The sequence below is a fragment of the Sphingopyxis macrogoltabida genome, from assembly GCF_001314325.1.
GTDB lineage: Bacteria > Pseudomonadota > Alphaproteobacteria > Sphingomonadales > Sphingomonadaceae > Sphingopyxis > Sphingopyxis macrogoltabida.
In genome coordinates, this window is sequence record NZ_CP009429.1 from 2,183,456 (window position 1) to 2,200,212 (window position 16,757).

Here is a 16,757-nt window from a genome sequence, read left to right on the forward strand (position 1 = left end):
GCTCAGCCCTTCGCCTGCGGTGCCGGGCGCGACCAGAGCAGATGATATTCATCCTCGTTTCGCGCCGAGCGAATGAGGTTGGCGCGCAGCGGCGCCGGCAAGGCCGGGTCGTCGATCTGCAGCGCGATATAGGAACCGGCGCGTTCGCCGCTGCGATCCCAGCCCGCTCCGATCTCGACGCCATCGTCGGCCTCGACGAGCAGCACCCGCCAGCCCGGCGCGTTTTCCGCGTCGGACGGCGCAGCCGGAACGATCGCGATCTTCGCGTCGAGCAGGAGGGTCCGGATCGATCCCGCATAGCCGTCGCCTGCGGTCTGAAAGCTTCCGATCATCATGATGTCTGTTCCTCGTCTGGCAGGTGGATGGAATGCCGCGCGCCGATCCGGCGCCAGCGAAGCGGCGCGCCGGAGGCGTCGCGGGTGAGAATGGGATGCGCGGTGCCGATGACGGCGGATGCCGGAAGCGGCCCGAAATATCGGCCGTCGAGGCTGTCGGGAGACAGGCCGAGGACGAATAGCTCGCCACGCTCCAGCCGGCGGCAGCCGAGCCAGAGCGGCAGCGTTCGTCCCATGCGGTCGGCCGATCGCGCGCGCGCCGCAGGCGCGCCGTCGATCGTGACGAAGACGCCGCTCCGGCAGACGAGCGCGCCTTCAGTGGCGGCGACTTGCTTCAGGAGAGGCACGCCGCGCGGCAGATAGCCGCGCTTCGAAAGCCAGGCAGACAGCGGCGCGGGCGGCGCAAGGGCGACAAGATCGCCGCGCGCAGGCGTAGCACCGATTTCGATGGCGTAGAGCCCCACCGGCACGCTTGGGCTCGCGTTCCAGATGAGCCGCGGCTGCGGCGCGAGAATCGCGGCCGCGCCGAACAGCCCGCAAAAGAGCGCGCCGCAGGCCGCGGTCGTGCGGAGCCACCGCCGGTTCACAGCCGGGCCTCGTTGTGGCGGAGCCACGCGGCATGGCGTTCGGCCGAGTAGGAGCGGAACGGCAGCGCGGCGGCGAGCCGCTGCCCGATATGGCGCCAGTGATCGGGCGACACGTCGCACGCATCGACGCCAGAGGCCTCGATCATGTCGATCTCTCGGCACACCGCCCGGATGGGTTCGAGGTTGGAAAGGCTGAGAAGAATTTCCCCTCCCGGTCGAACAGCCGGATGGGTACTAAAGGGCGCACCAGGTGCGACCGCCCTGACGATGGCAAGGCTCCAGAACACGCATCCGAGATCGTCCGCGGTGCAACCGATCAGCCCGAAAGTCGCACCCGGACGGAAGGACGCGATGCGCTTGTGCGGACCGCCGGACCGCTCGGCCGCAACCCGCCCGAAGCGGAGCTGCTGTTCGAGACGGCCCTCGATCCACGTCAGCTCGACGTCGGTCAGGCCACTTGCAGGGAGCCGAACGCCGACAGGCGGAGGGGCGGCCGCTTGCATGGGTGACGGCAAAGCCGAGGCCATTCGCGCGCGCATCAGCGGCGACCCGGGCGCAGCGGCGAGATGTCGCCGACGCCGGGATCCGACGTCGATGTCTTGCGTCCGATCGCCGCCCAAGCGTCGAGATCGGCGATCGCATATACGACCCGGCCGCCAAGCTTGTGATAGCGCGGCCCGGTTCCGTAGCAGCGATGCTTCTCGAGCGTTGCCGCCGAGAGGCTCAAGTGGACGGCCGCCTCCGGCGTCCGGAGATAGCGGGCGACGACGGGCGTGGGACGATCGGACAATGGGGCCTCCTGTCAAGGACCGGAACCCGCTTCAGGGTTCAGGAACGAGGAGGCGTTCTTGGGAAATCACGCGAAGGATTCGGAACGGACAAAGCGAAGGGCGTCGGAATGTCCCGATCAGGCTGCGCCGAGCAGCGCGTTGAACCCGCCGTCGCGCATGGCAACGGCGGCGCGCTGCCAGCGCGCGATGCGGCGGCGTTCGCTCGAAGCGTCCCATTCGGCGGCGGAATAGTGGCGCGCCTCGGCGAGCAGCAGCGCCGCTGCCATGTCGCGGGCCGATGCGCCCTCGGCTATGGCGTCGAGAAGGCGAAGCCATTGCACCAGGCGCCAGTGCTCGGTCGCGCCCGGGACACTGTCCGGCGCGGGACGAGCGCCACCCGTATCGAGAAGTTCACGGTGCAGCGCCATGATCAGCGAGGCACGGAGGCCGGCCTGCCCATCGGCGGGTGTGAGATACGCCAGCCGCTCGTTCGCGCGGCAGCGCCGGATCAGCAGACGATAGCGCCGTCCCCCGGCGAGCAGGACGACATGCCAGTCGCGGTACGAAAGCAACTCGGCGGCAATCTCGGGTCCGTCGACGATCTGGGCGAGGCGCAGCGCGGCAAAGCCCTTGGGCGCCGGGCGCGCGATCGTGACGAAGGCGCAGGTCTGCGGCCGCCACAGGGCGGGTGCGGCCGCGGCCGGAAGATCAGGATCGAAGGCGAAAGACCAACCCCCAGCGGCTGGCGAGCCGCCGAAAGAGCCGCGGGCGGTCGGCGCCCGGCGCCGCCGCGGCGGCGGCATAGCCGCTGCGATAGGCGGGGCTTCGGCGCAGGAATTCCTGCGCGAAGTCCGCGCGATCATATCGCTCGAATATTTTCGGAAAATATGGCGACTGCCATCCGACTGCCTGATCCATTCGCACCTCCGACCCGTTTGAGGAGAATAAACCGCCGCTTTCAGCCAATATTGCCCCGCCCATGGCGGCGTGGTACCGGCGCATACATCATGGACTTAGCGCAAAAATATCCGAGCTACGCACGCTAAAGCCCTCAAATTGGATATAACATCGCCCGGCCGAGACCGGGCGATGGGCGCCGCATCAATTGTCGTTGCGGCGATTCTGACGGCTCCAGACCAGGTCATATTCGCCCTCGTCGCCAGCGAAGAGCTGCGCGAAGATCGGGGCGATGAAGCTCGGGTCGTCGAGCTTGACCGAAAGATAGGGACGCTTGTCCTGGCTCGTCTTCGACCAGGCTGCGCCGACCTCGGCATCGCCGACGAATACGCGGTGGCTCGGGGCGTTGCCGCTGTGGTTCTGCTCGGGGGTGATACGGACCGCTTGGGCCTGCACCGAAAGGGTGACGATCTCGCCCTGATATTCACCCGAGACGAGTTTGAAGCTGCCGATCTTGCTCATGACGATGTCCTTTGCTGCATGTCGGGCCGCACCAGCGCGGCCTCGATGCGCATCGACAGCCGGCACGGGAGCGCGCCGCAGCCGCCAGGCCCGGAGCGAAGCGGAGGACGGCGGGCCGAGGCTTTCTTGGCTCGCGAGGAACGGCGGAACGCCGGGGGAAGAAAGTCGCAGGCCCGCGGTTGCGGCCAGCGATCCAGCGTCAGCGGCTTGCCGGCAGATGGCGCAGATCGGAGGCCGGGCTGGTGCGAGATGCTGCGAGGCTTCGACGCGAGATCAGTCTTTCAACCGACCCGGTTGAGGAAGGAGTTCGGGCTCAAGCTGTGCCGAGCGCTCCGTCGCACGGGGGGATTCCTCTCGGCTGTCCCGAGCCCCCGCCAGGCTGCAACGGCCGCCGCGAGAGCGCCTGCAATTCCGAGCGCCTCAAGCGTATATCCTCCGCCGATCGCGAGCCCGGCCAGCCCCTTCGCGGCCTGATAACCGGCAAAACCGGCGGGGCCGGAAAATGCCGCCGCGACGATCGCGCGATAAAAGGGCGGCAGGACAGCGCAAAGTGCCCGTCCGGCAACGAGGATGAGAACTCCGACCAGCAATCCTGCCGCGATCGATGCCGGATAGCCGAAGTCGCGGCCGATGAGGTAAATCGAGATGCCGACGCCGGCGTAAAGCGGAAGCGCCACCGCAGCCAGGCGAAACATCAGCACGGCGATATAGATGGCGGCCGCGGCGCCGAGGATGATGATGAAGGTCACGGGCGTCCTCCTGTCGGACGCGCTCTCCACCACCACCGCAGCGCAATCTGCCTCGCGGGCATAGCGAAATCGCCCCGAAGGTGAAACCGGAACCGGGTCCACCCTGGAGCGAAATCCCGCGCGATATCAGCGGTTGAACGGGTCATATTCGCAGACGATGCAAGCGGGGTCGCCGTCGAACTCGTCGAGCGGCATGACCGAATATCCAGCCGATGTTTCAACGAGGACGATGATCGTCATCATCGTGCGGGCGAGATTCCAGCCAAGCGATTGGGCGGTTGAAAGCGGCATATCGAGGCTCCTGTCGGGGAGCGGGACCATCCCGCTCGACAGTCGCCCCGCCGGACGGGGACAGGCCGCAATCACCGCAGCGAAGCGAAGGCCCAAGCGCAGCGCCGGGACCCCTTGCGGGTTGATTGAAGGAGGCCGGTCCTCGGCCCAGGGATCAGCGGCTATTCGAGAGCGGGTGGGGCCGCTTCCGGGCCGGAGACATGGCGCTGATCGAGCGTCGGTTTGCAGGATTACGCGTCGATGACGGAAATCTCATCTGCTCCAGGGATCGACGATCTCGATACCGCAATGTTCGAAATCCCGGCTGTTTCGCGTCGCCAGAATAGCTCCCCGCGAACGGGCGATCGCGGCGATCTGGGCGTCAAACTGGCTTATCGGGCGCCCCATGCCACGGCGTGCCGCTGCGATTTCGGCAAATGCCGTCGCTGCGTCGCCGTCGAATGCCAGGAGGCGACCGGAAAAATCCTCGGAGAACGTCAAGAGTGCGGCGGCTGCCAGTTCGTCGCGCCGCCGACCTTTGTCAAGAATTGCGATACCGTAGAGAATTTCCGCCTGGGTGACCGTCGTCACGAAGAGCGACGAAGCAGCTTGCCGCCCGATCCAGTCGAGAACCCGCGGCTCAGGCGCGGCCCGCAAGACTTCGGATAATATATTGGTGTCGAGGAGGATCATGAGAGATCGATGGGCTCGCGCGTGTCCTCGCGTGGCGCAATGTCGAGTTCGATGCCGCCGAGCGGCGCGAAGCGCGCGCGAATGGCCGCCGCGAGATTGCCCATCGGCGCATCGTCGGTAGAAAGCGCCGAGCGGAGGATGTCGCGCACCTCTTCTTCCATCGAACGGCCATGCGCTGCCGCCTGCAGCCGCAGCCGGCGCTTCAGCGCGTCGTCGATGCCCCTGATCGTCATGCTGCCCATGTCGCGTCTCCTTGAGCGTAGATATTAGTCATTGACTGCAAAACAATCAATGACTGCAAAGGAAAGTGCGGCCCCGCTCGAAGGCGGAGCCGCAATGCTGTCAGTTGCCGGGGGCGTTCCAGATCAGCACCTTCTTCGAGGGATCGTCGCCCGGCGCGTTCGCGACATTGCAGAAGATCTCGCCGAGTTCGGGGGCCGACAGCGACACCGAGATATATTCGGCGCCGGTCGAGCGCGCGGTTTTCGTCCAGCCGCCGCCGAGTTCGAAGCCGTTCCGGCGGCTGACCACGCGGAAGTCGGGCTCGCTTTCCTTCATCTTGCGGCCGTTCGGAACGATCGCGATCGGCACGGTGACCATCAAGGTCGCGAGCGTGCCCTCGTAGCTTCCGTCGTCCTTGAGGGTCAGATTTCCAATGGTGGTACCCATGTTCAGTCTCCTTTGATGCTCGGGGACCATCCCCGATGGCGCCAGAAGGAGGGGCCGTGAGCCGCCGTCACCGAGCGCATGCGAGGGCGAACCCCCGCAGGGGGTTGACGGCATTAGGCGAGCCGAGCCCCGCAATCAGGCAGCCAATGCGGGAAAGGTCCCATGCAACGGGAGACAATGGGCCTCAGCGGAATCATGACTCCGGACGCGAAAGCCAGGCTCGCGGCCGTCGCGATTGCCCCGCTCCGCGCTCCGTTGCCGCATCCCGGCGCAAGGGCCCGAACCTTCAGTATGCCCCGCCGCCGGCTCGTACCTCCCTCCGGCCGGCGGCGCCCCCGGCACCCTCGCTTTCCGGTCTTTCATCCACAGCGATGACACCGCTTCGCCGCAGCGCGCCTTGACGAACAGCGGGCAATGAGAACAAAGAAGGAACATAAGACCAGCTTACCGAGTTATCCGCACCTATGCGCCAGTCCGTCGTTCTTGAAGATATTCGCGCCAAAATTGCGCAAATCGAAGGCGTTGGCGCGCGTCATGACGTCATTCCGTTCGGGATCGATGATCTCGACTCGCGAATCCCGGCGCGCGGAATCGCGACGGGCGCGCTCCACGAGCTCGCCGGCAGCCCCGAACTGGCCGACGATGCGAGCGCCACGATCTTCCTCGCCGGCATCCTCGCGCGGAGCGACGGCCCGGTTTTCTGGTGCCTGCGCTGGCGCGATCTCTTCGCCCCCGCGCTTCATCTAGCCGGACTGCATCCCGACCGGCTCATTCATGTCGAAGCGGGCAGCGACACCAACGTCCTCCTCGCGATGGAGGAGTGCCTCCGCCATCCGGGGCTCGCCGGGGTCGTCGGCGAGGTCAAGAAGTACAGCACCACCGCGTCGAAGCGGCTGCAGCTCGCCGCCGAAGCCTCGGGCGTCCCCGCCTTCATCTTCCGCCGGGCCTGCAAGGCCGGCGAGCCTGCCGAAGGCAGCGCCGCTTTGACCCGCTGGCGCATCACCGCGAGTCCGACCGAGGATCTCGGCATCCCCGCGATCGGACGCGCGCGCTGGCGCGTCGCGCTCGAGCGCGCGCGCGGGGGCAATCCCTACAACTGGATCGTGGAGGGCTGCGATGCGACGGGTCGTATCGCTCTTCCTGCCGCACTGGTCGACCGACCGGCTGCGCAGGAAGATGCGCAAGCCGCAGCCTGACGGCAGCGCCCCGCCCCGCCCGCTCGTTACCGCGATTCCCGACCATGGCCGGCGTATCGTCGCGGCGACGTGCCGCGAGGCGCAAATGCTTGGCATCCAGACAGGCATGACGATCACGAAAGCGCGGGCTTTCGCGCCCGAGCTGGATGTCGTCGACGCCGAGCCCGAGGCTGATCTCGACGGGTTGCGTCGCCTCGCCCTCTGGGCAGGTGCACGCTATTCGCCGGTTGTCGCGCCTGATCCGCCCGACGGGCTCTGGCTCGACATCACGGGCTGCGCGGCCATCTTCAGCAGCGAGCGAGCCTTGCTCAAGGATCTTCACCGCCGCGTCGCGGCCTTCGGTCTCAGCCTGCAAATTGCGGTCGCGGACACGGCCGGCTGCGCGCATGCGGCCGCCCGCCATGTCCCCGCCGGGCGGCCTGTCACGGTTGAACCCGGAGCGCACCGTAAGGCGATCGCGCTCCTACCCGTCTCAGCGCTCCGCCTGCCGTCCGCCGATGTCGAAGGCCTTCGCAAATTGGGCTTCGAGCGGATCGAGCAGCTGATCGGGAGCCCACGCGGTCCGCTCGCGAAACGGTTCGGGCGCGAACTGCATCGCCGGCTCGACCAGGCACTCGGCACGCTGCCGGAGCCGATCGAACCGCTCTTCCCCGAAGAGCTGCCGCAGGCGAGGCGCGGCTTCATGGAGCCGCTCGCGACGGCGGACGCCTTGGCGCAGGTGATCGGCGACCTTGCGCACGATATCGCGGGCCAGCTCAACCGCGCGGGAACGGGCGCGCGGCGCCTCGACTGCTATTTCCACCGCGTCGACGGGCAGACGCAGGCCATCCGTGTCGGAACCGCCTCGCCCTCGCGCGATCCCCGGCATCTTGCGAAGCTGCTCGCCGCGCGGATCGAGAGCATCGATCCCGGTCTCGGGATCGAGGCGATGACCCTCGTCGCCGCGCTCGCCGAGCGGCAGCCAGGGAGCCAGGCCGACGCGCTCGAAAATATCGGACGGCGCGGACCCGATCTTCCCGCGCTGGTCGACACGCTCGCCAATCGCTTCGGGCAGCGCGCGCTCCAGCGCGCGGCGCCGCGACCGAGCGCGATGCCCGAGCGCTCGGTTGCTGCCCTCCCCGCGCTCGCGCCCGAGACAGGCGAGAGCTGGAGCGACTGGCCGCGGCCGTCGCGCATGCTAGCGCGGCCCGAACCAGTCGATGTCGTCGCCTTGCTCCCCGACGATGCGCCGCGCCTCTTCATCTGGCGCCGTAAACGCTACCGGGTCACCCAAGGCGATGGACCCGAGCGGCTCCAAGGCGAATGGTGGCGCGAGGGCGGGATCGAAGGCGAAACCCACCTCACCGTCCGCGACTATTATCAGGTCGAGACCGAGACGGGCGGCCGTTACTGGCTCTTCCGCCTCGGCGACGGGGTCAATCCCGCAACCGGTTCGATGCGCTGGTTTATTCACGGAGCATTCGCTTGAGAATGCGACCGGTAGCGAACCGCATTCGCTTGAGACTGCCACCGGTGTTTAACTGCATTTGCGTGATGCGGCCATCAAGCAGCGTTGCTTTCGCATGACCGATGACGGGGCGGCCTATATCGAGCTGCAGGTCACGACGCATTTCAGCTTCCTGCGCGGGGCCTCGTCGCCCGAGGAGCTCTTCACCGCCGCTGCCATGCTCGGACTGCCCGCGCTCGGCGTCGCCGACCGGCACAGCGTCGCCGGGATCGTGCGCGCGTGGGACGCCGAGAAGGTTACCGGCGTTCGCGCGTTGACCGGCACGCGCCTCAATCTTGCCGATGGCACGGCACTTCTCGTCTATCCAACCGACAAGATGGCCTATGGGCGGATGTGCCGGCTGCTCAGCGTCGGAAAGACGCGCGCCGGCAAGGGCGCCTGCCATCTCGACTGGCCCGATCTCGAGGACTGGAACGAGGGTCTGCTTGCGATCCTGCTTCCCGACCGCGCCGATGGCGCAGCCGAGGCGGCGATCGACCGCGCCAGTCGCATCTTCGGCGATCGCCTCTATCTCGCACTCACGATCCGGCGCCGCCCCGGCGACGCGATCAGGCTGCGCGATCTCGCAGCCTTGGCCGCCAAAGCGAAAGTGCCGACGCTCGCAACGGGCGACGTCCTCTATCACATGCCCGACCGGCGCCTGCTGCAGGATGTCGTCACCTGCATCCGGGAGAAATGCACGATCGACGAGCTTGGTGATCGCCGCGAGCGCTTCGCCGACCGCCACATCAAGACGGCGGCCGAGATGGAGCGCCTGTTCCGCCGCTACCTCAAGGACAGCTCGCCGGTCGCCCGCACGGTCGATTTCGCGGCGCGCTGCACCTTCAGTCTCGAAGAACTGCGTTACCAATATCCCGACGAGATCCAGGTTCCTGGACGCACCCCGCAGGAGGAGCTTGAGCGGCTGACATGGGAGAAGGCTCCCGTCCGCTACCCCGAAGGCGTCAGCACCGAGGTCCGCACTCAGCTCGAGCATGAGCTGCGATTGATCGGAGAACTCGATTACGCCCCTTATTTCCTGACGGTTCACTCGATCGTCGCCGAAGCCCGCCGCCGCGAGATTCTCTGCCAAGGCCGCGGCAGCGCGGCGAACAGCGCGGTCTGTTACGTCCTTGGTATCACTTCGATCGATCCGGTGCGGTCCGAACTCCTGTTCGAACGCTTCGTCAGCGCCGAGCGCCGGGAGCCGCCCGATATCGATGTCGACTTCGAGCATGAGCGGCGCGAGGAAATCATCCAGTGGATCTACGAGACCTATGGCCGGACCCGCAGCGCGCTGACCGCAGTCGTCACGCGTTATCGTTCGCGCGGCGCCGTCCGCGAAGTCGGCAAGGCGCTCGGGCTTAGCGAAGACATCACCGCGGGGCTCGCCGGCGCGGTCTGGGGTTACAGCCGCGAGGGCGTCGAGGAAAAGCATGCCGAAGCGCTGAACCTCGACCTCGGGGACAAGCGCCTCGCGCTGACGCTCGAGCTCGCGCGCACGCTCATCAACACGCCCCGCCACCTTTCGCAGCACCCCGGCGGCTTCGTGCTGACGCGCGACCGGCTAGACGAACTCGTGCCAATCGAGCCCGCCGCGATGGAAGACCGGCAGGTCATCGAATGGGACAAGGACGACATCGACGCCCTCGGTTTCATGAAGGTCGACATCCTTGCTTTGGGGATGCTGAGCTGCATGCGCCGTGCCTTCGAATTCCTGCACGATCACAAAGGACTGAAGCACGATCTTTCCACCATTCCCGCGGAAGACCCCGCGACCTACGCGATGATCCGCAAGGCCGACACGCTGGGCGTCTTCCAGATCGAAAGCCGCGCACAGATGGCGTCGATCCCGCTCATGGCGCCGCGCACCTTCTACGATCTCGTGATCCAGGTCGCGATCGTCCGCCCCGGCCCGATCCAGGGTGACATGGTCCATCCCTATCGCCGCCGCCGAAACGGACAGGAGGAGGTCACTTACCCGACGCCCGAGCTCAGGCGCGTGCTCGAGAAGACGCTAGGGGTCCCGCTCTTCCAGGAGCAGGCGATGCGCGTCGCGATCGAATGCGCCGGCTTCACGGCGAGCGAGGCCGACCTCCTCCGCCGCGCGATGGCGACCTTCAAACTCACCGGCGGCGTCAGCCATTTCCGCGACAAGCTGATCGATGGCATGGTCGGCCGCGGCTACGACCGCGAGTTTGCCGAAAAGACCTTCAAGCAGATCGAGGGCTTCGGCTCCTATGGATTTCCCGAGAGCCATGCCGCGAGTTTCGCGCTCATCGCCTATGCCTCGTCGTGGATGAAATGCCATCATCCCGACGCATTCTGCGCCGCGCTGCTCAACGCCCAGCCGATGGGCTTTTACGCGCCCGCGCAGATCGTCCGCGATGCCCGCAATCATGGCGTCGAGATCAGGCCTATCGATGTCAATCACAGCCGCTGGGACTGCACGCTCGAAGAGACTGCCAACGGCAAATATCATGCGGTGCGTCTGGGCCTGCGCATGGTCCGCGGCCTCGCCAACGAAGATGGCGCCGCGGTCGCCGCGGCCCGTGCCGACGAGCCCTATAGCAGCGCCGAGGAAATCCAGCGCCGCGCCGGGGTCGGGCGCGGCGCGCTTGACCGGATCGGCGATGCGGACGGCTTCACCTCGCTCGGAAGCTCGCGCCGGGAAGGGCTATGGGAAGTGAAGGGTTTGGGACCTGCCGCCCTTCCCCTCTTCCAGGCTGCCGACGAACGCGCCGGACGTCTCCAGCGCGAAGCGCTGGAACCAGCGACGCTGCTCGCGCCGATGGGCGAAGGCGCCGAGGTCGTCGAGGACTATAGAGCGTCCGGTCTGTCACTCAGGGCCCATCCCCTCGCCTTCCTGCGGGACGAGCTTCGCTCGCGAAAGATCATCACCTGCCGGGAGCTTCACGACATCAAGGACGGCCGCTGGGTCAACCTCGCCGGGGTCGTTCTCGTCCGTCAGAAGCCGGGCTCGGCAAAGGGCGTCATGTTCATCACCCTCGAAGACGAGACCGAGGTCGCGAACCTCGTCGTGTGGACCAATGTCTTCGAGAAATATCGCCGCGTCGTCCTCGGCGCCGCGATGATGGGTGTGCGCGGTCAGGTTCAGCGCGAGGGCGAGGTCATCCATATCGTCGCTCAAAGGCTCGACGACCTCTCCCCGCTGCTCGCGAGCGTCGGGCAACGCAAGGATATCGCCGATATCTACAGGGTCGGCCGCGCCGACGTCGTCAAGAGCCCCGTCGGCCCCGATCCGCGCGATCCGGAGACGAAGCCGCTCGGCCGCAATCCGCGCGACATCTATATTCCCGACCTCCGCCTCGGGTCCGGTATCATTCCCGGCCAACCCACCGAAGGCATCAAGATCAAACCTCGGGATTTCCGTTAGCTTTCAAATGGCAGGCGGCGGAACTCGACATGGTTTCAGGGGTCTAGATCATGAGGGGCCAGCGCATGCCCCGCCAAGGTCGGCCCGGCACGCAACCAAATGGAGTGATGCCGATGAACCGCCTGATGATCCTTCCTCTCGCCGCCGCGACCGCCATGGTCGGGGCCTGCGCCTCGACCGGCAGCAGCTATGCCTATGACGATGGCGGCTATGGTTATTATGATCGCGCCTATTACGACCAATATGGCCGCTATGACTATGATCGCCCCGACCCGCGCTACAGCGGCTATTATGCGGAGAATTATTATCGCAACGACCGGCGCTATCGCGAACGCCGCCTCAGCGACAACGACCGCATCTATCGCGGCCGCGACAACAAATATTATTGCCGCCGCAACGACGGATCGACCGGCCTGATCGTCGGCGGGATCGCGGGCGGCGTGCTCGGCAACGTGATCGCCGACGGCAGGTCGGAAACGCTCGGCACCGTGATCGGCGCGCTCGGCGGGGCAGCCGTCGGGCGCGAAATCGATCGTAGCAATGTGCGCTGCCGATGATTGAAATAATATCGACGGCCACGGGAACAATCCGGCCATCCGCGCGTCGATAATTTGCAAGCTCGGGTCTCAGGACCCGACTTCAGGAAAGCCCCGCAGCCTTGTGCAGCGGGGCTTTACCTTTTCGGGCATCGAATGCTCGGCGAATGCTCCCACGCTTCCAACTTTGTTAACGCTCGGCGTCTAGGCTGAAGCGTGCGGGATTTCAGGAGGTTCGGCCGTCCGCAGGAGGAACCGGTCCTCCCGGTGGGCGGTAATTCTCGGCAAGGAGCTGAGCGATGTCGACCCCGGTCAAATATTCACCCGATGCGATCGAGATCGAGCTTATCCGAAGTCTCTACGATGGCCTGCTGCCCTCGCTCGTGATGTCGCTCGGCTTTCTCATATGCGGGGCGCTGATCATCGAACAATCGGGCGACATGCTGATCGCGGGACCCTATGCGATCGGCGTCCTCGCCTCGATCGCCCGGCTCCTCGTCGCCTCGCGCGACGCAGCCGCCGCGGATAATCCCGCGATCACACTCGGTGAGGCCCGCCGGCTCGACGAGGCGCTTTATACCGCAAAGCGAAGCGACCGCAGCATCTGCCGATATCGGGACGCTGCAGCCGTGCAGGCTGCGGCTTAAAGACCCGCGCGGTTGCGGCAACGTCCGTTCACGCCGCGCGTTGGTGATGAGAGGGGGGATCAAGGACGACTGATGCCCCGTATTCTTCTGCTGATGACCTCCGTTCTCGCGCTCGGCGTCGCGACACTCTCGCTCCAGTCCTGCGGCAGCGAACCGGTCGAGGCCGCGCCGCCGGATGCAGCGACGAGTGCGCTCCTCACGCTGCCCGACGGCTCGACCATGGCGGCGGCATCGGAATCGCTGACGCGCGAGATGGCCGATTGGCTTGCATCGCGCGAGGGCCAGAGCAGGACCTTCACCTTTCAAGGCTTCGAAGAAGACAGGCCCAAATTGACGAGCAGCGGTCTCGGCCGAGCCGCGGACCTCGCCACCGTCCTTCGCGCGGCTCCGGCCGCGACGATCGAAATAGCCGGCGAAGAAGCGCAGATCAGAATCCTCGCAACTTTGCTCGAGGATCGCGGCATTGCCTCCGAGCGCATGATGATCGTTCCTGCAGCGGGGATTGGTACGGCGATGCTGACGCTGCATCGCGGCTCTACGGCTCCTCTGCTGACGGCAAAATCATGACGTCTGACCGAGCGAAAACACGCCAAGCCTAGACGGTCAAGTCCTTGAACCACTGCGCATACGGCGTGTTGATGGCCATCCGCCGATTATAATCGGGGGCGCCATCGTCCCACCAGACCGGTCCGCGTTCGCCAAGCGCGCGCTTCGTACGATCGACCGCCGATCGGGCGTGTCGCAACGCGACAGCATCCCTGTTTCGCAGCGCGTCCTTCACGCCCCGGCGTGCAGCCATAAGTTCGGAGACCAGCCGAATGCGTGTATCTTGCGTGAGCGACGGATCAGACATGCGCCACAGACGCCCGCGCACCACAAAGTAGCGACCGTCCGTGGTCACAGGGCCGTCCGGCTGTAGTTTAGACAAAGCTGCTTGCGGTCGCGGTGTTGGGCGCGCGCGCTGATCGTTCGATAAAGGCAAGCGCCGCTCCGGCGACTTCCTCCCATCCGTGCTCGTTGCAGATGTAGTGACTGCGACCGGCGAACGGCAGGAATTCGGTCACGCTGCCCGCATCGGTATAGGCATCGAAATTCTTCTCGGTGAGATGGGCGGGAATGATCTCGTCCTTCTCGCCGCCGACCAGCAGCAGCGGTGCGTGCGGCGCATCGACATCGATCCGTCCATCGGCGCCCATGCAATCGCGAAGGACATTGCGGCTGTCATGCGTCGCAGTACGTTCGAACTCGCCCGCCGCCTCCTCTTTGGACAGCGTATTCGCAAAGGCACCGTGAAAGGTCTTCGCGTCCATGAGGACCGGCTCATTACCCTTGAGGGGATTGGCGATAATTGCACTATTCTTGATGAAGCCCCAGTCGAAGTCGATCATTGCATTCGGCGCGACCGAATTGATTGCAACGCCGGCGGAAATCAGGCCGCGACTGGCAAATATCTGGGTGATGAGCCCGCCGACCGAGTGTCCGATCATGACGGGGTGCTCCTTCCCGGCAACTTGCGCCTCGATAGAGGCGATGACCTCCGCGAGATGGAGATCGCCAAGACCCGCTGGTGGATTTTCGCGAAGGGAGCGCGGCTCGCCTTCATGAAGCGGCCAGGCGGGGGCCGCGCAATTATATCCGCGTGCCGAGAAATAACCGATCCAATTCTCCCAGCTTTTCGGGTTTTGGAACATGCCGTGGACGAAGATAAGGTCGGTCATGAAACGTCCTTTCGGGGGAAGTAGTCGTGTGCCGGCGACCGAGGGGTTTGTGATCGCCGGCACCCGTGAGGATGGCAAAGTCGGAAACTTCGGCCATCCCGGAAACTCAGGGCAATGTGCGGCGTCCGCGCCCGAAGACGAAGGCGACGATGAAGAGGACGACGCCGATCACGAGCAAGATCTTGGCGAAGTCGGCCGAAAGGCCGGCGATGCCGCCGAAGCCGAGAAGCGCCGCGACGAGCGCGACGACGGCAAAGATGATAGCCCATCTGAACATGATAATTCTCCCGTCTGGACGCAGTCCGCCACTCGCCCGACCGCACTTGCGGGGGACGTTGAAAGCTGCGCCAATTCATCCGTGGTGGATGTCCGGGTAACGCTGGCTCGCTTCGAAAGTTCCGCGCCGCCCCGGCCTCGGCACCCCCGGAATAACCTGTGTTAATCCGAAAATTTTCTCGGGAACGCTTGCCGTCGTCGGCGCGTCTTTCGGGGTTGAGAGCGCCACTCCGCTCAACCGGCGGAAGAGGTATCGAAGCCATGGTGCCGACAGAATCGCGGCACAGACAGGCGCAGATTGACTGCGCCTTCTGGGCCGGGCCGCAGCTCCCGCGCGGCCCGGCTTCGCGAGCGCAGATACAGGAGACCATGATGGCGGATGACAAGAGACTGACGGGCGCCTCCAATCGCGATCGGATCAGCCTTTCCGAAGATTATGAAGTCCGCGATTGGACCGAGAGCCTCGGCGTGGGCGAGGATGAACTTCGCGAGGCCGTCGATGCTGTCGGAAACAGCGCGGACGCCGTGCGCGCCTATCTGAACCACGGCCGATGACCTGGGACGCTGCAGCAACGTCTCCGGTGGAGCGGATAGCCAGGGTCCTTGCCGGACATGAGCTCAGCCGGAACGGCGAAGGCGAACTGCGGTCGGCGGCCGATGCCGTCGATATGCTCTGGCCGGAGTATACCGCCGCGGCGCTCGCTATCCTTAAGACGATGCGGGAGCCGAGCGGGCGCATGCTGGCTGTCGGGGATGCCGGGGTGTGGGAAAGAATGATCACCGCGGCGATCGAGGACGAGACGATCTCCGAGAGCTGATCGTTCAGCCACGCGACACGAGGCCGGTGGTAAAGCGGCCGATATGCCTCTCACCACCGATCTCCCTTGGGAGCAACTCGCGATCTATGCGGCTGGCGCCGCGCTCGTCTTGATCCTGCTGTTCAAAATCCCCTATGTCGGCCGCGTGCTGCGCGGCCTGTTCTCCTTCGCGCTTCTCGCCTTCGCGATCTTCCTCATTCTTCAGCACGCCCCCTTCGATCCGAACCTCGGCCGCCTCACCGCGGCGATCGGTCTCGATCGACAGCAGGTCGTCGGCAGCGAGGTGCGCATTCACATGGCGCGCGACGGACATTTCTGGGTCGATGCCGAAATCAATGGCGTCAAACGAAAGATGCTCGTCGACAGCGGCGCCACCGTGACGGCGCTATCGCAGGAGACCGCCCGCGCAGCCGGGGTCGAGGCAGATGCAACGCTGCTGCCGCTCCTGATGCAGACCGCGAACGGGACGCTGCGGGCCGAGCCCGGAACGGTCGATGCGCTCGCGGTCGGCGCCATCGGGGCACGGCGGCTAAAGGTCGTGATCTCACCCGCGCTCGGCAATACGGACGTGCTCGGTATGAATTTCCTGTCCCAGCTCGCCGCCTGGCGCGTCGAGGGCCGCACGCTCTTCCTTGTTCCTCAACCCGCCGCAGTTGACCCCTGATCGACACAGCGCAGATTCGCATTTGTTCCATTTTTGTTCCATAGTGCATGACCGAATCGCAGCGAAAGACCGGCCATGGGCGACGTAATCCAGTTCGACAGATCCGAAGGAGACCACCGCATCGGCGGTCATGCTGCAGCCAATGATTTTTTCGCACCCGGCGGTTTTCTCGCCGCGATCAATGGTGTGCATATCACCGGCGCGCATCTCGCGCGCGCGATCGAGACGATCCGGCATCTTGTGGTGAAGAGTCCGAACGACATTGCGGAGCATGGCCGTCTGCTTGAGCGTTTCGCGCACGAGCATGGGCTCGGTGATCATGGCGGCGCCGCGCTCCACGCGCGCGCAATCGCCCTCGATCGCTGGGCGCAGGAGTTCGACCCGTTCGGCGAGTGCGACATCAGAGGCTTTTACGCCGCCGGCGGCAGCGCCCCGCTCGTCGAAACCGAGATCGGTCTCGGTTTCGAGCCGGCGAGCTTTGCGAAACAAGTCCAAAAATGGACGAAGGTTTTCGCCTGAAGCCCGAG

General features: G+C 65.6%; 25 protein-coding genes. 10 read left to right on the forward strand and 15 right to left on the reverse strand.

Going from position 1 to position 16,757, the window contains the following annotated elements; genetic code table 11:
• Positions 1 to 2: 2 nt before the first annotated feature.
• The 12 genes from LH19_RS10835 to LH19_RS10885 form a co-directional block, all read right to left on the reverse strand.
• Positions 3 to 335: a DUF736 domain-containing protein gene (locus LH19_RS10835; RefSeq protein ID WP_054727801.1), complete on the reverse strand. Its 333-nt coding sequence runs from the start codon at positions 333 to 335 to the stop codon at positions 3 to 5.
• Positions 332 to 922: a S26 family signal peptidase gene (locus LH19_RS10840; protein WP_054727804.1), complete on the reverse strand. Its 591-nt coding sequence runs from the start codon at positions 920 to 922 to the stop codon at positions 332 to 334. The genes LH19_RS10835 and LH19_RS10840 overlap by 4 nt, the downstream gene beginning before the upstream one ends.
• Complete coding sequence (locus tag LH19_RS10845; RefSeq protein ID WP_054727807.1) at positions 919 to 1,425, reverse strand: DUF2840 domain-containing protein; 507 nt, start codon at positions 1,423 to 1,425, stop codon at positions 919 to 921. Before LH19_RS10845 ends, LH19_RS10840 begins: the two co-directional genes overlap by 4 nt.
• Before the next feature lie 35 nt (positions 1,426 to 1,460).
• Complete coding sequence (locus tag LH19_RS10850; protein WP_054727809.1) at positions 1,461 to 1,712, reverse strand: helix-turn-helix transcriptional regulator; 252 nt, start codon at positions 1,710 to 1,712, stop codon at positions 1,461 to 1,463.
• 117 nt (positions 1,713 to 1,829) lie between these two features.
• Positions 1,830 to 2,495 (reverse strand): DNA -binding domain-containing protein, encoded by a 666-nt coding sequence (locus LH19_RS10855; RefSeq protein ID WP_082395579.1) that lies wholly within the window; start codon positions 2,493 to 2,495, stop codon positions 1,830 to 1,832.
• Positions 2,401 to 2,694: a transcriptional regulator domain-containing protein gene (locus LH19_RS29410; protein WP_322787409.1), complete on the reverse strand. Its 294-nt coding sequence runs from the start codon at positions 2,692 to 2,694 to the stop codon at positions 2,401 to 2,403. Before LH19_RS29410 ends, LH19_RS10855 begins: the two co-directional genes overlap by 95 nt.
• 99 nt (positions 2,695 to 2,793) lie before the next feature.
• Positions 2,794 to 3,111, reverse strand: a complete 318-nt coding sequence (locus tag LH19_RS10860; protein WP_054727811.1) for a DUF736 domain-containing protein — start codon at positions 3,109 to 3,111, stop codon at positions 2,794 to 2,796.
• A gap of 281 nt (positions 3,112 to 3,392) precedes the next feature.
• Positions 3,393 to 3,962 (reverse strand): hypothetical protein, encoded by a 570-nt coding sequence (locus LH19_RS10865; protein WP_156344025.1) that lies wholly within the window; start codon positions 3,960 to 3,962, stop codon positions 3,393 to 3,395.
• 24 nt (positions 3,963 to 3,986) lie between these two features.
• The gene (locus LH19_RS29015) at positions 3,987 to 4,151 is read right to left on the reverse strand and encodes a hypothetical protein (protein WP_167346271.1); all 165 of its coding nucleotides are present in this window, start codon (positions 4,149 to 4,151) and stop codon (positions 3,987 to 3,989) included.
• 252 nt (positions 4,152 to 4,403) lie between these two features.
• On the reverse strand, positions 4,404 to 4,823 hold the full coding sequence (locus tag LH19_RS10875; RefSeq protein ID WP_054727815.1) for a type II toxin-antitoxin system VapC family toxin: 420 nt from the start codon (positions 4,821 to 4,823) through the stop codon (positions 4,404 to 4,406).
• Positions 4,820 to 5,065, reverse strand: a complete 246-nt coding sequence (locus LH19_RS10880; protein ID WP_054727818.1) for a FitA-like ribbon-helix-helix domain-containing protein — start codon at positions 5,063 to 5,065, stop codon at positions 4,820 to 4,822. Before LH19_RS10880 ends, LH19_RS10875 begins: the two co-directional genes overlap by 4 nt.
• Before the next feature lie 100 nt (positions 5,066 to 5,165).
• Positions 5,166 to 5,492, reverse strand: a complete 327-nt coding sequence (locus LH19_RS10885) for a DUF736 domain-containing protein (RefSeq protein ID WP_054727820.1) — start codon at positions 5,490 to 5,492, stop codon at positions 5,166 to 5,168.
• Positions 5,493 to 5,956: 464 nt separating this feature from the next.
• Between LH19_RS10885 and LH19_RS10890 the strand changes: the two genes are divergently transcribed.
• The 6 genes from LH19_RS10890 to LH19_RS10915 all read left to right on the forward strand — a co-directional run bounded on the left by LH19_RS10890 (position 5,957) and on the right by LH19_RS10915 (position 13,321).
• Positions 5,957 to 6,688, forward strand: a complete 732-nt coding sequence (locus tag LH19_RS10890) for an ImuA family protein (RefSeq protein ID WP_054727824.1) — start codon at positions 5,957 to 5,959, stop codon at positions 6,686 to 6,688.
• Positions 6,609 to 8,156 carry a DUF6504 family protein gene (locus LH19_RS10895; RefSeq protein ID WP_054727825.1) on the forward strand — a complete coding sequence of 516 codons (1,548 nt, stop codon included), beginning with the start codon at positions 6,609 to 6,611 and terminating at the stop codon, positions 8,154 to 8,156. Before LH19_RS10890 ends, LH19_RS10895 begins: the two co-directional genes overlap by 80 nt.
• Before the next feature lie 94 nt (positions 8,157 to 8,250).
• Positions 8,251 to 11,571: an error-prone DNA polymerase gene (locus LH19_RS10900; RefSeq protein WP_054727827.1), complete on the forward strand. Its 3,321-nt coding sequence runs from the start codon at positions 8,251 to 8,253 to the stop codon at positions 11,569 to 11,571.
• Between the two features lie 113 nt (positions 11,572 to 11,684).
• Positions 11,685 to 12,128, forward strand: coding sequence for a glycine zipper 2TM domain-containing protein (locus tag LH19_RS10905; RefSeq protein WP_187140408.1), 444 nt, complete (start codon positions 11,685 to 11,687; stop codon positions 12,126 to 12,128).
• Positions 12,129 to 12,406: 278 nt separating this feature from the next.
• Entirely contained in the window at positions 12,407 to 12,754 is a 348-nt protein-coding gene (locus tag LH19_RS10910; RefSeq protein WP_054727831.1) for a hypothetical protein, read from the forward strand.
• A 12-nt stretch (positions 12,755 to 12,766) separates the two neighbouring features.
• Positions 12,767 to 13,321: a hypothetical protein gene (locus LH19_RS10915; RefSeq protein ID WP_145923397.1), complete on the forward strand. Its 555-nt coding sequence runs from the start codon at positions 12,767 to 12,769 to the stop codon at positions 13,319 to 13,321.
• Between the two features lie 28 nt (positions 13,322 to 13,349).
• Here LH19_RS10915 and LH19_RS10920 read toward each other — a convergent pair whose 3' ends face one another.
• The 3 genes from LH19_RS10920 to LH19_RS27955 all read right to left on the reverse strand — a co-directional run bounded on the left by LH19_RS10920 (position 13,350) and on the right by LH19_RS27955 (position 14,749).
• Positions 13,350 to 13,655 carry a hypothetical protein gene (locus LH19_RS10920; protein WP_201258436.1) on the reverse strand — a complete coding sequence of 102 codons (306 nt, stop codon included), beginning with the start codon at positions 13,653 to 13,655 and terminating at the stop codon, positions 13,350 to 13,352.
• A gap of 19 nt (positions 13,656 to 13,674) precedes the next feature.
• Positions 13,675 to 14,472 carry an alpha/beta hydrolase gene (locus LH19_RS10925; RefSeq protein WP_054727837.1) on the reverse strand — a complete coding sequence of 266 codons (798 nt, stop codon included), beginning with the start codon at positions 14,470 to 14,472 and terminating at the stop codon, positions 13,675 to 13,677.
• A 106-nt stretch (positions 14,473 to 14,578) separates the two neighbouring features.
• On the reverse strand, positions 14,579 to 14,749 hold the full coding sequence (locus LH19_RS27955) for a DUF1328 domain-containing protein (protein ID WP_077029184.1): 171 nt from the start codon (positions 14,747 to 14,749) through the stop codon (positions 14,579 to 14,581).
• A 260-nt stretch (positions 14,750 to 15,009) separates the two neighbouring features.
• Between LH19_RS27955 and LH19_RS29415 the strand changes: the two genes are divergently transcribed.
• From LH19_RS29415 to LH19_RS10945, 4 genes are all read left to right on the forward strand, one after another.
• The gene (locus LH19_RS29415; RefSeq protein ID WP_234716142.1) at positions 15,010 to 15,303 is read left to right on the forward strand and encodes a DUF3606 domain-containing protein; all 294 of its coding nucleotides are present in this window, start codon (positions 15,010 to 15,012) and stop codon (positions 15,301 to 15,303) included.
• The gene (locus LH19_RS10935; RefSeq protein ID WP_054727838.1) at positions 15,300 to 15,566 is read left to right on the forward strand and encodes a hypothetical protein; all 267 of its coding nucleotides are present in this window, start codon (positions 15,300 to 15,302) and stop codon (positions 15,564 to 15,566) included. Before LH19_RS29415 ends, LH19_RS10935 begins: the two co-directional genes overlap by 4 nt.
• 43 nt (positions 15,567 to 15,609) lie before the next feature.
• A complete protein-coding gene (locus LH19_RS10940) occupies positions 15,610 to 16,230 on the forward strand; it encodes a retropepsin-like aspartic protease family protein (protein WP_054727841.1) in 621 nt (206 codons plus the stop codon).
• A gap of 75 nt (positions 16,231 to 16,305) precedes the next feature.
• The gene (locus LH19_RS10945; protein WP_054727843.1) at positions 16,306 to 16,749 is read left to right on the forward strand and encodes a hypothetical protein; all 444 of its coding nucleotides are present in this window, start codon (positions 16,306 to 16,308) and stop codon (positions 16,747 to 16,749) included.
• Positions 16,750 to 16,757: the final 8 nt, after the last annotated feature.

Excerpts from the sequence above, each read along its gene's own strand:
- LH19_RS10860 (WP_054727811.1), bottom strand. The coding sequence starts at position 3,111 with ATGAGCAAGATCGGCAGCTTCAAACTCGTCTCGGGTGAATATCAGGGC.
- LH19_RS29410 (WP_322787409.1), bottom strand. The coding sequence starts at position 2,694 with ATGCGCCGGTACCACGCCGCCATGGGCGGGGCAATATTGGCTGAAAGC.
- LH19_RS10895 (WP_054727825.1), top strand. The coding sequence starts at position 6,609 with ATGCGACGGGTCGTATCGCTCTTCCTGCCGCACTGGTCGACCGACCGG.
- LH19_RS10885 (WP_054727820.1), bottom strand. The coding sequence starts at position 5,492 with ATGGGTACCACCATTGGAAATCTGACCCTCAAGGACGACGGAAGCTAC.
- LH19_RS10925 (WP_054727837.1), bottom strand. The coding sequence starts at position 14,472 with ATGACCGACCTTATCTTCGTCCACGGCATGTTCCAAAACCCGAAAAGC.
- LH19_RS10880 (WP_054727818.1), bottom strand. The coding sequence starts at position 5,065 with ATGGGCAGCATGACGATCAGGGGCATCGACGACGCGCTGAAGCGCCGG.
- LH19_RS10905 (WP_187140408.1), top strand. The coding sequence starts at position 11,685 with ATGAACCGCCTGATGATCCTTCCTCTCGCCGCCGCGACCGCCATGGTC.
- LH19_RS10900 (WP_054727827.1), top strand. The coding sequence starts at position 8,251 with ATGACCGATGACGGGGCGGCCTATATCGAGCTGCAGGTCACGACGCAT.
- LH19_RS10855 (WP_082395579.1), bottom strand. The coding sequence starts at position 2,495 with ATGCCGCCGCCGCGGCGGCGCCGGGCGCCGACCGCCCGCGGCTCTTTC.
- LH19_RS10890 (WP_054727824.1), top strand. The coding sequence starts at position 5,957 with ATGCGCCAGTCCGTCGTTCTTGAAGATATTCGCGCCAAAATTGCGCAA.
- LH19_RS10945 (WP_054727843.1), top strand. The coding sequence starts at position 16,306 with ATGGGCGACGTAATCCAGTTCGACAGATCCGAAGGAGACCACCGCATC.
- LH19_RS10935 (WP_054727838.1), top strand. The coding sequence starts at position 15,300 with ATGACCTGGGACGCTGCAGCAACGTCTCCGGTGGAGCGGATAGCCAGG.
- LH19_RS10940 (WP_054727841.1), top strand. The coding sequence starts at position 15,610 with ATGCCTCTCACCACCGATCTCCCTTGGGAGCAACTCGCGATCTATGCG.
- LH19_RS10910 (WP_054727831.1), top strand. The coding sequence starts at position 12,407 with ATGTCGACCCCGGTCAAATATTCACCCGATGCGATCGAGATCGAGCTT.
- LH19_RS27955 (WP_077029184.1), bottom strand. The coding sequence starts at position 14,749 with ATGTTCAGATGGGCTATCATCTTTGCCGTCGTCGCGCTCGTCGCGGCG.
- LH19_RS10845 (WP_054727807.1), bottom strand. The coding sequence starts at position 1,425 with ATGCAAGCGGCCGCCCCTCCGCCTGTCGGCGTTCGGCTCCCTGCAAGT.
- LH19_RS10835 (WP_054727801.1), bottom strand. The coding sequence starts at position 335 with ATGATGATCGGAAGCTTTCAGACCGCAGGCGACGGCTATGCGGGATCG.
- LH19_RS10875 (WP_054727815.1), bottom strand. The coding sequence starts at position 4,823 with ATGATCCTCCTCGACACCAATATATTATCCGAAGTCTTGCGGGCCGCG.
- LH19_RS29415 (WP_234716142.1), top strand. The coding sequence starts at position 15,010 with ATGGTGCCGACAGAATCGCGGCACAGACAGGCGCAGATTGACTGCGCC.
- LH19_RS29015 (WP_167346271.1), bottom strand. The coding sequence starts at position 4,151 with ATGCCGCTTTCAACCGCCCAATCGCTTGGCTGGAATCTCGCCCGCACG.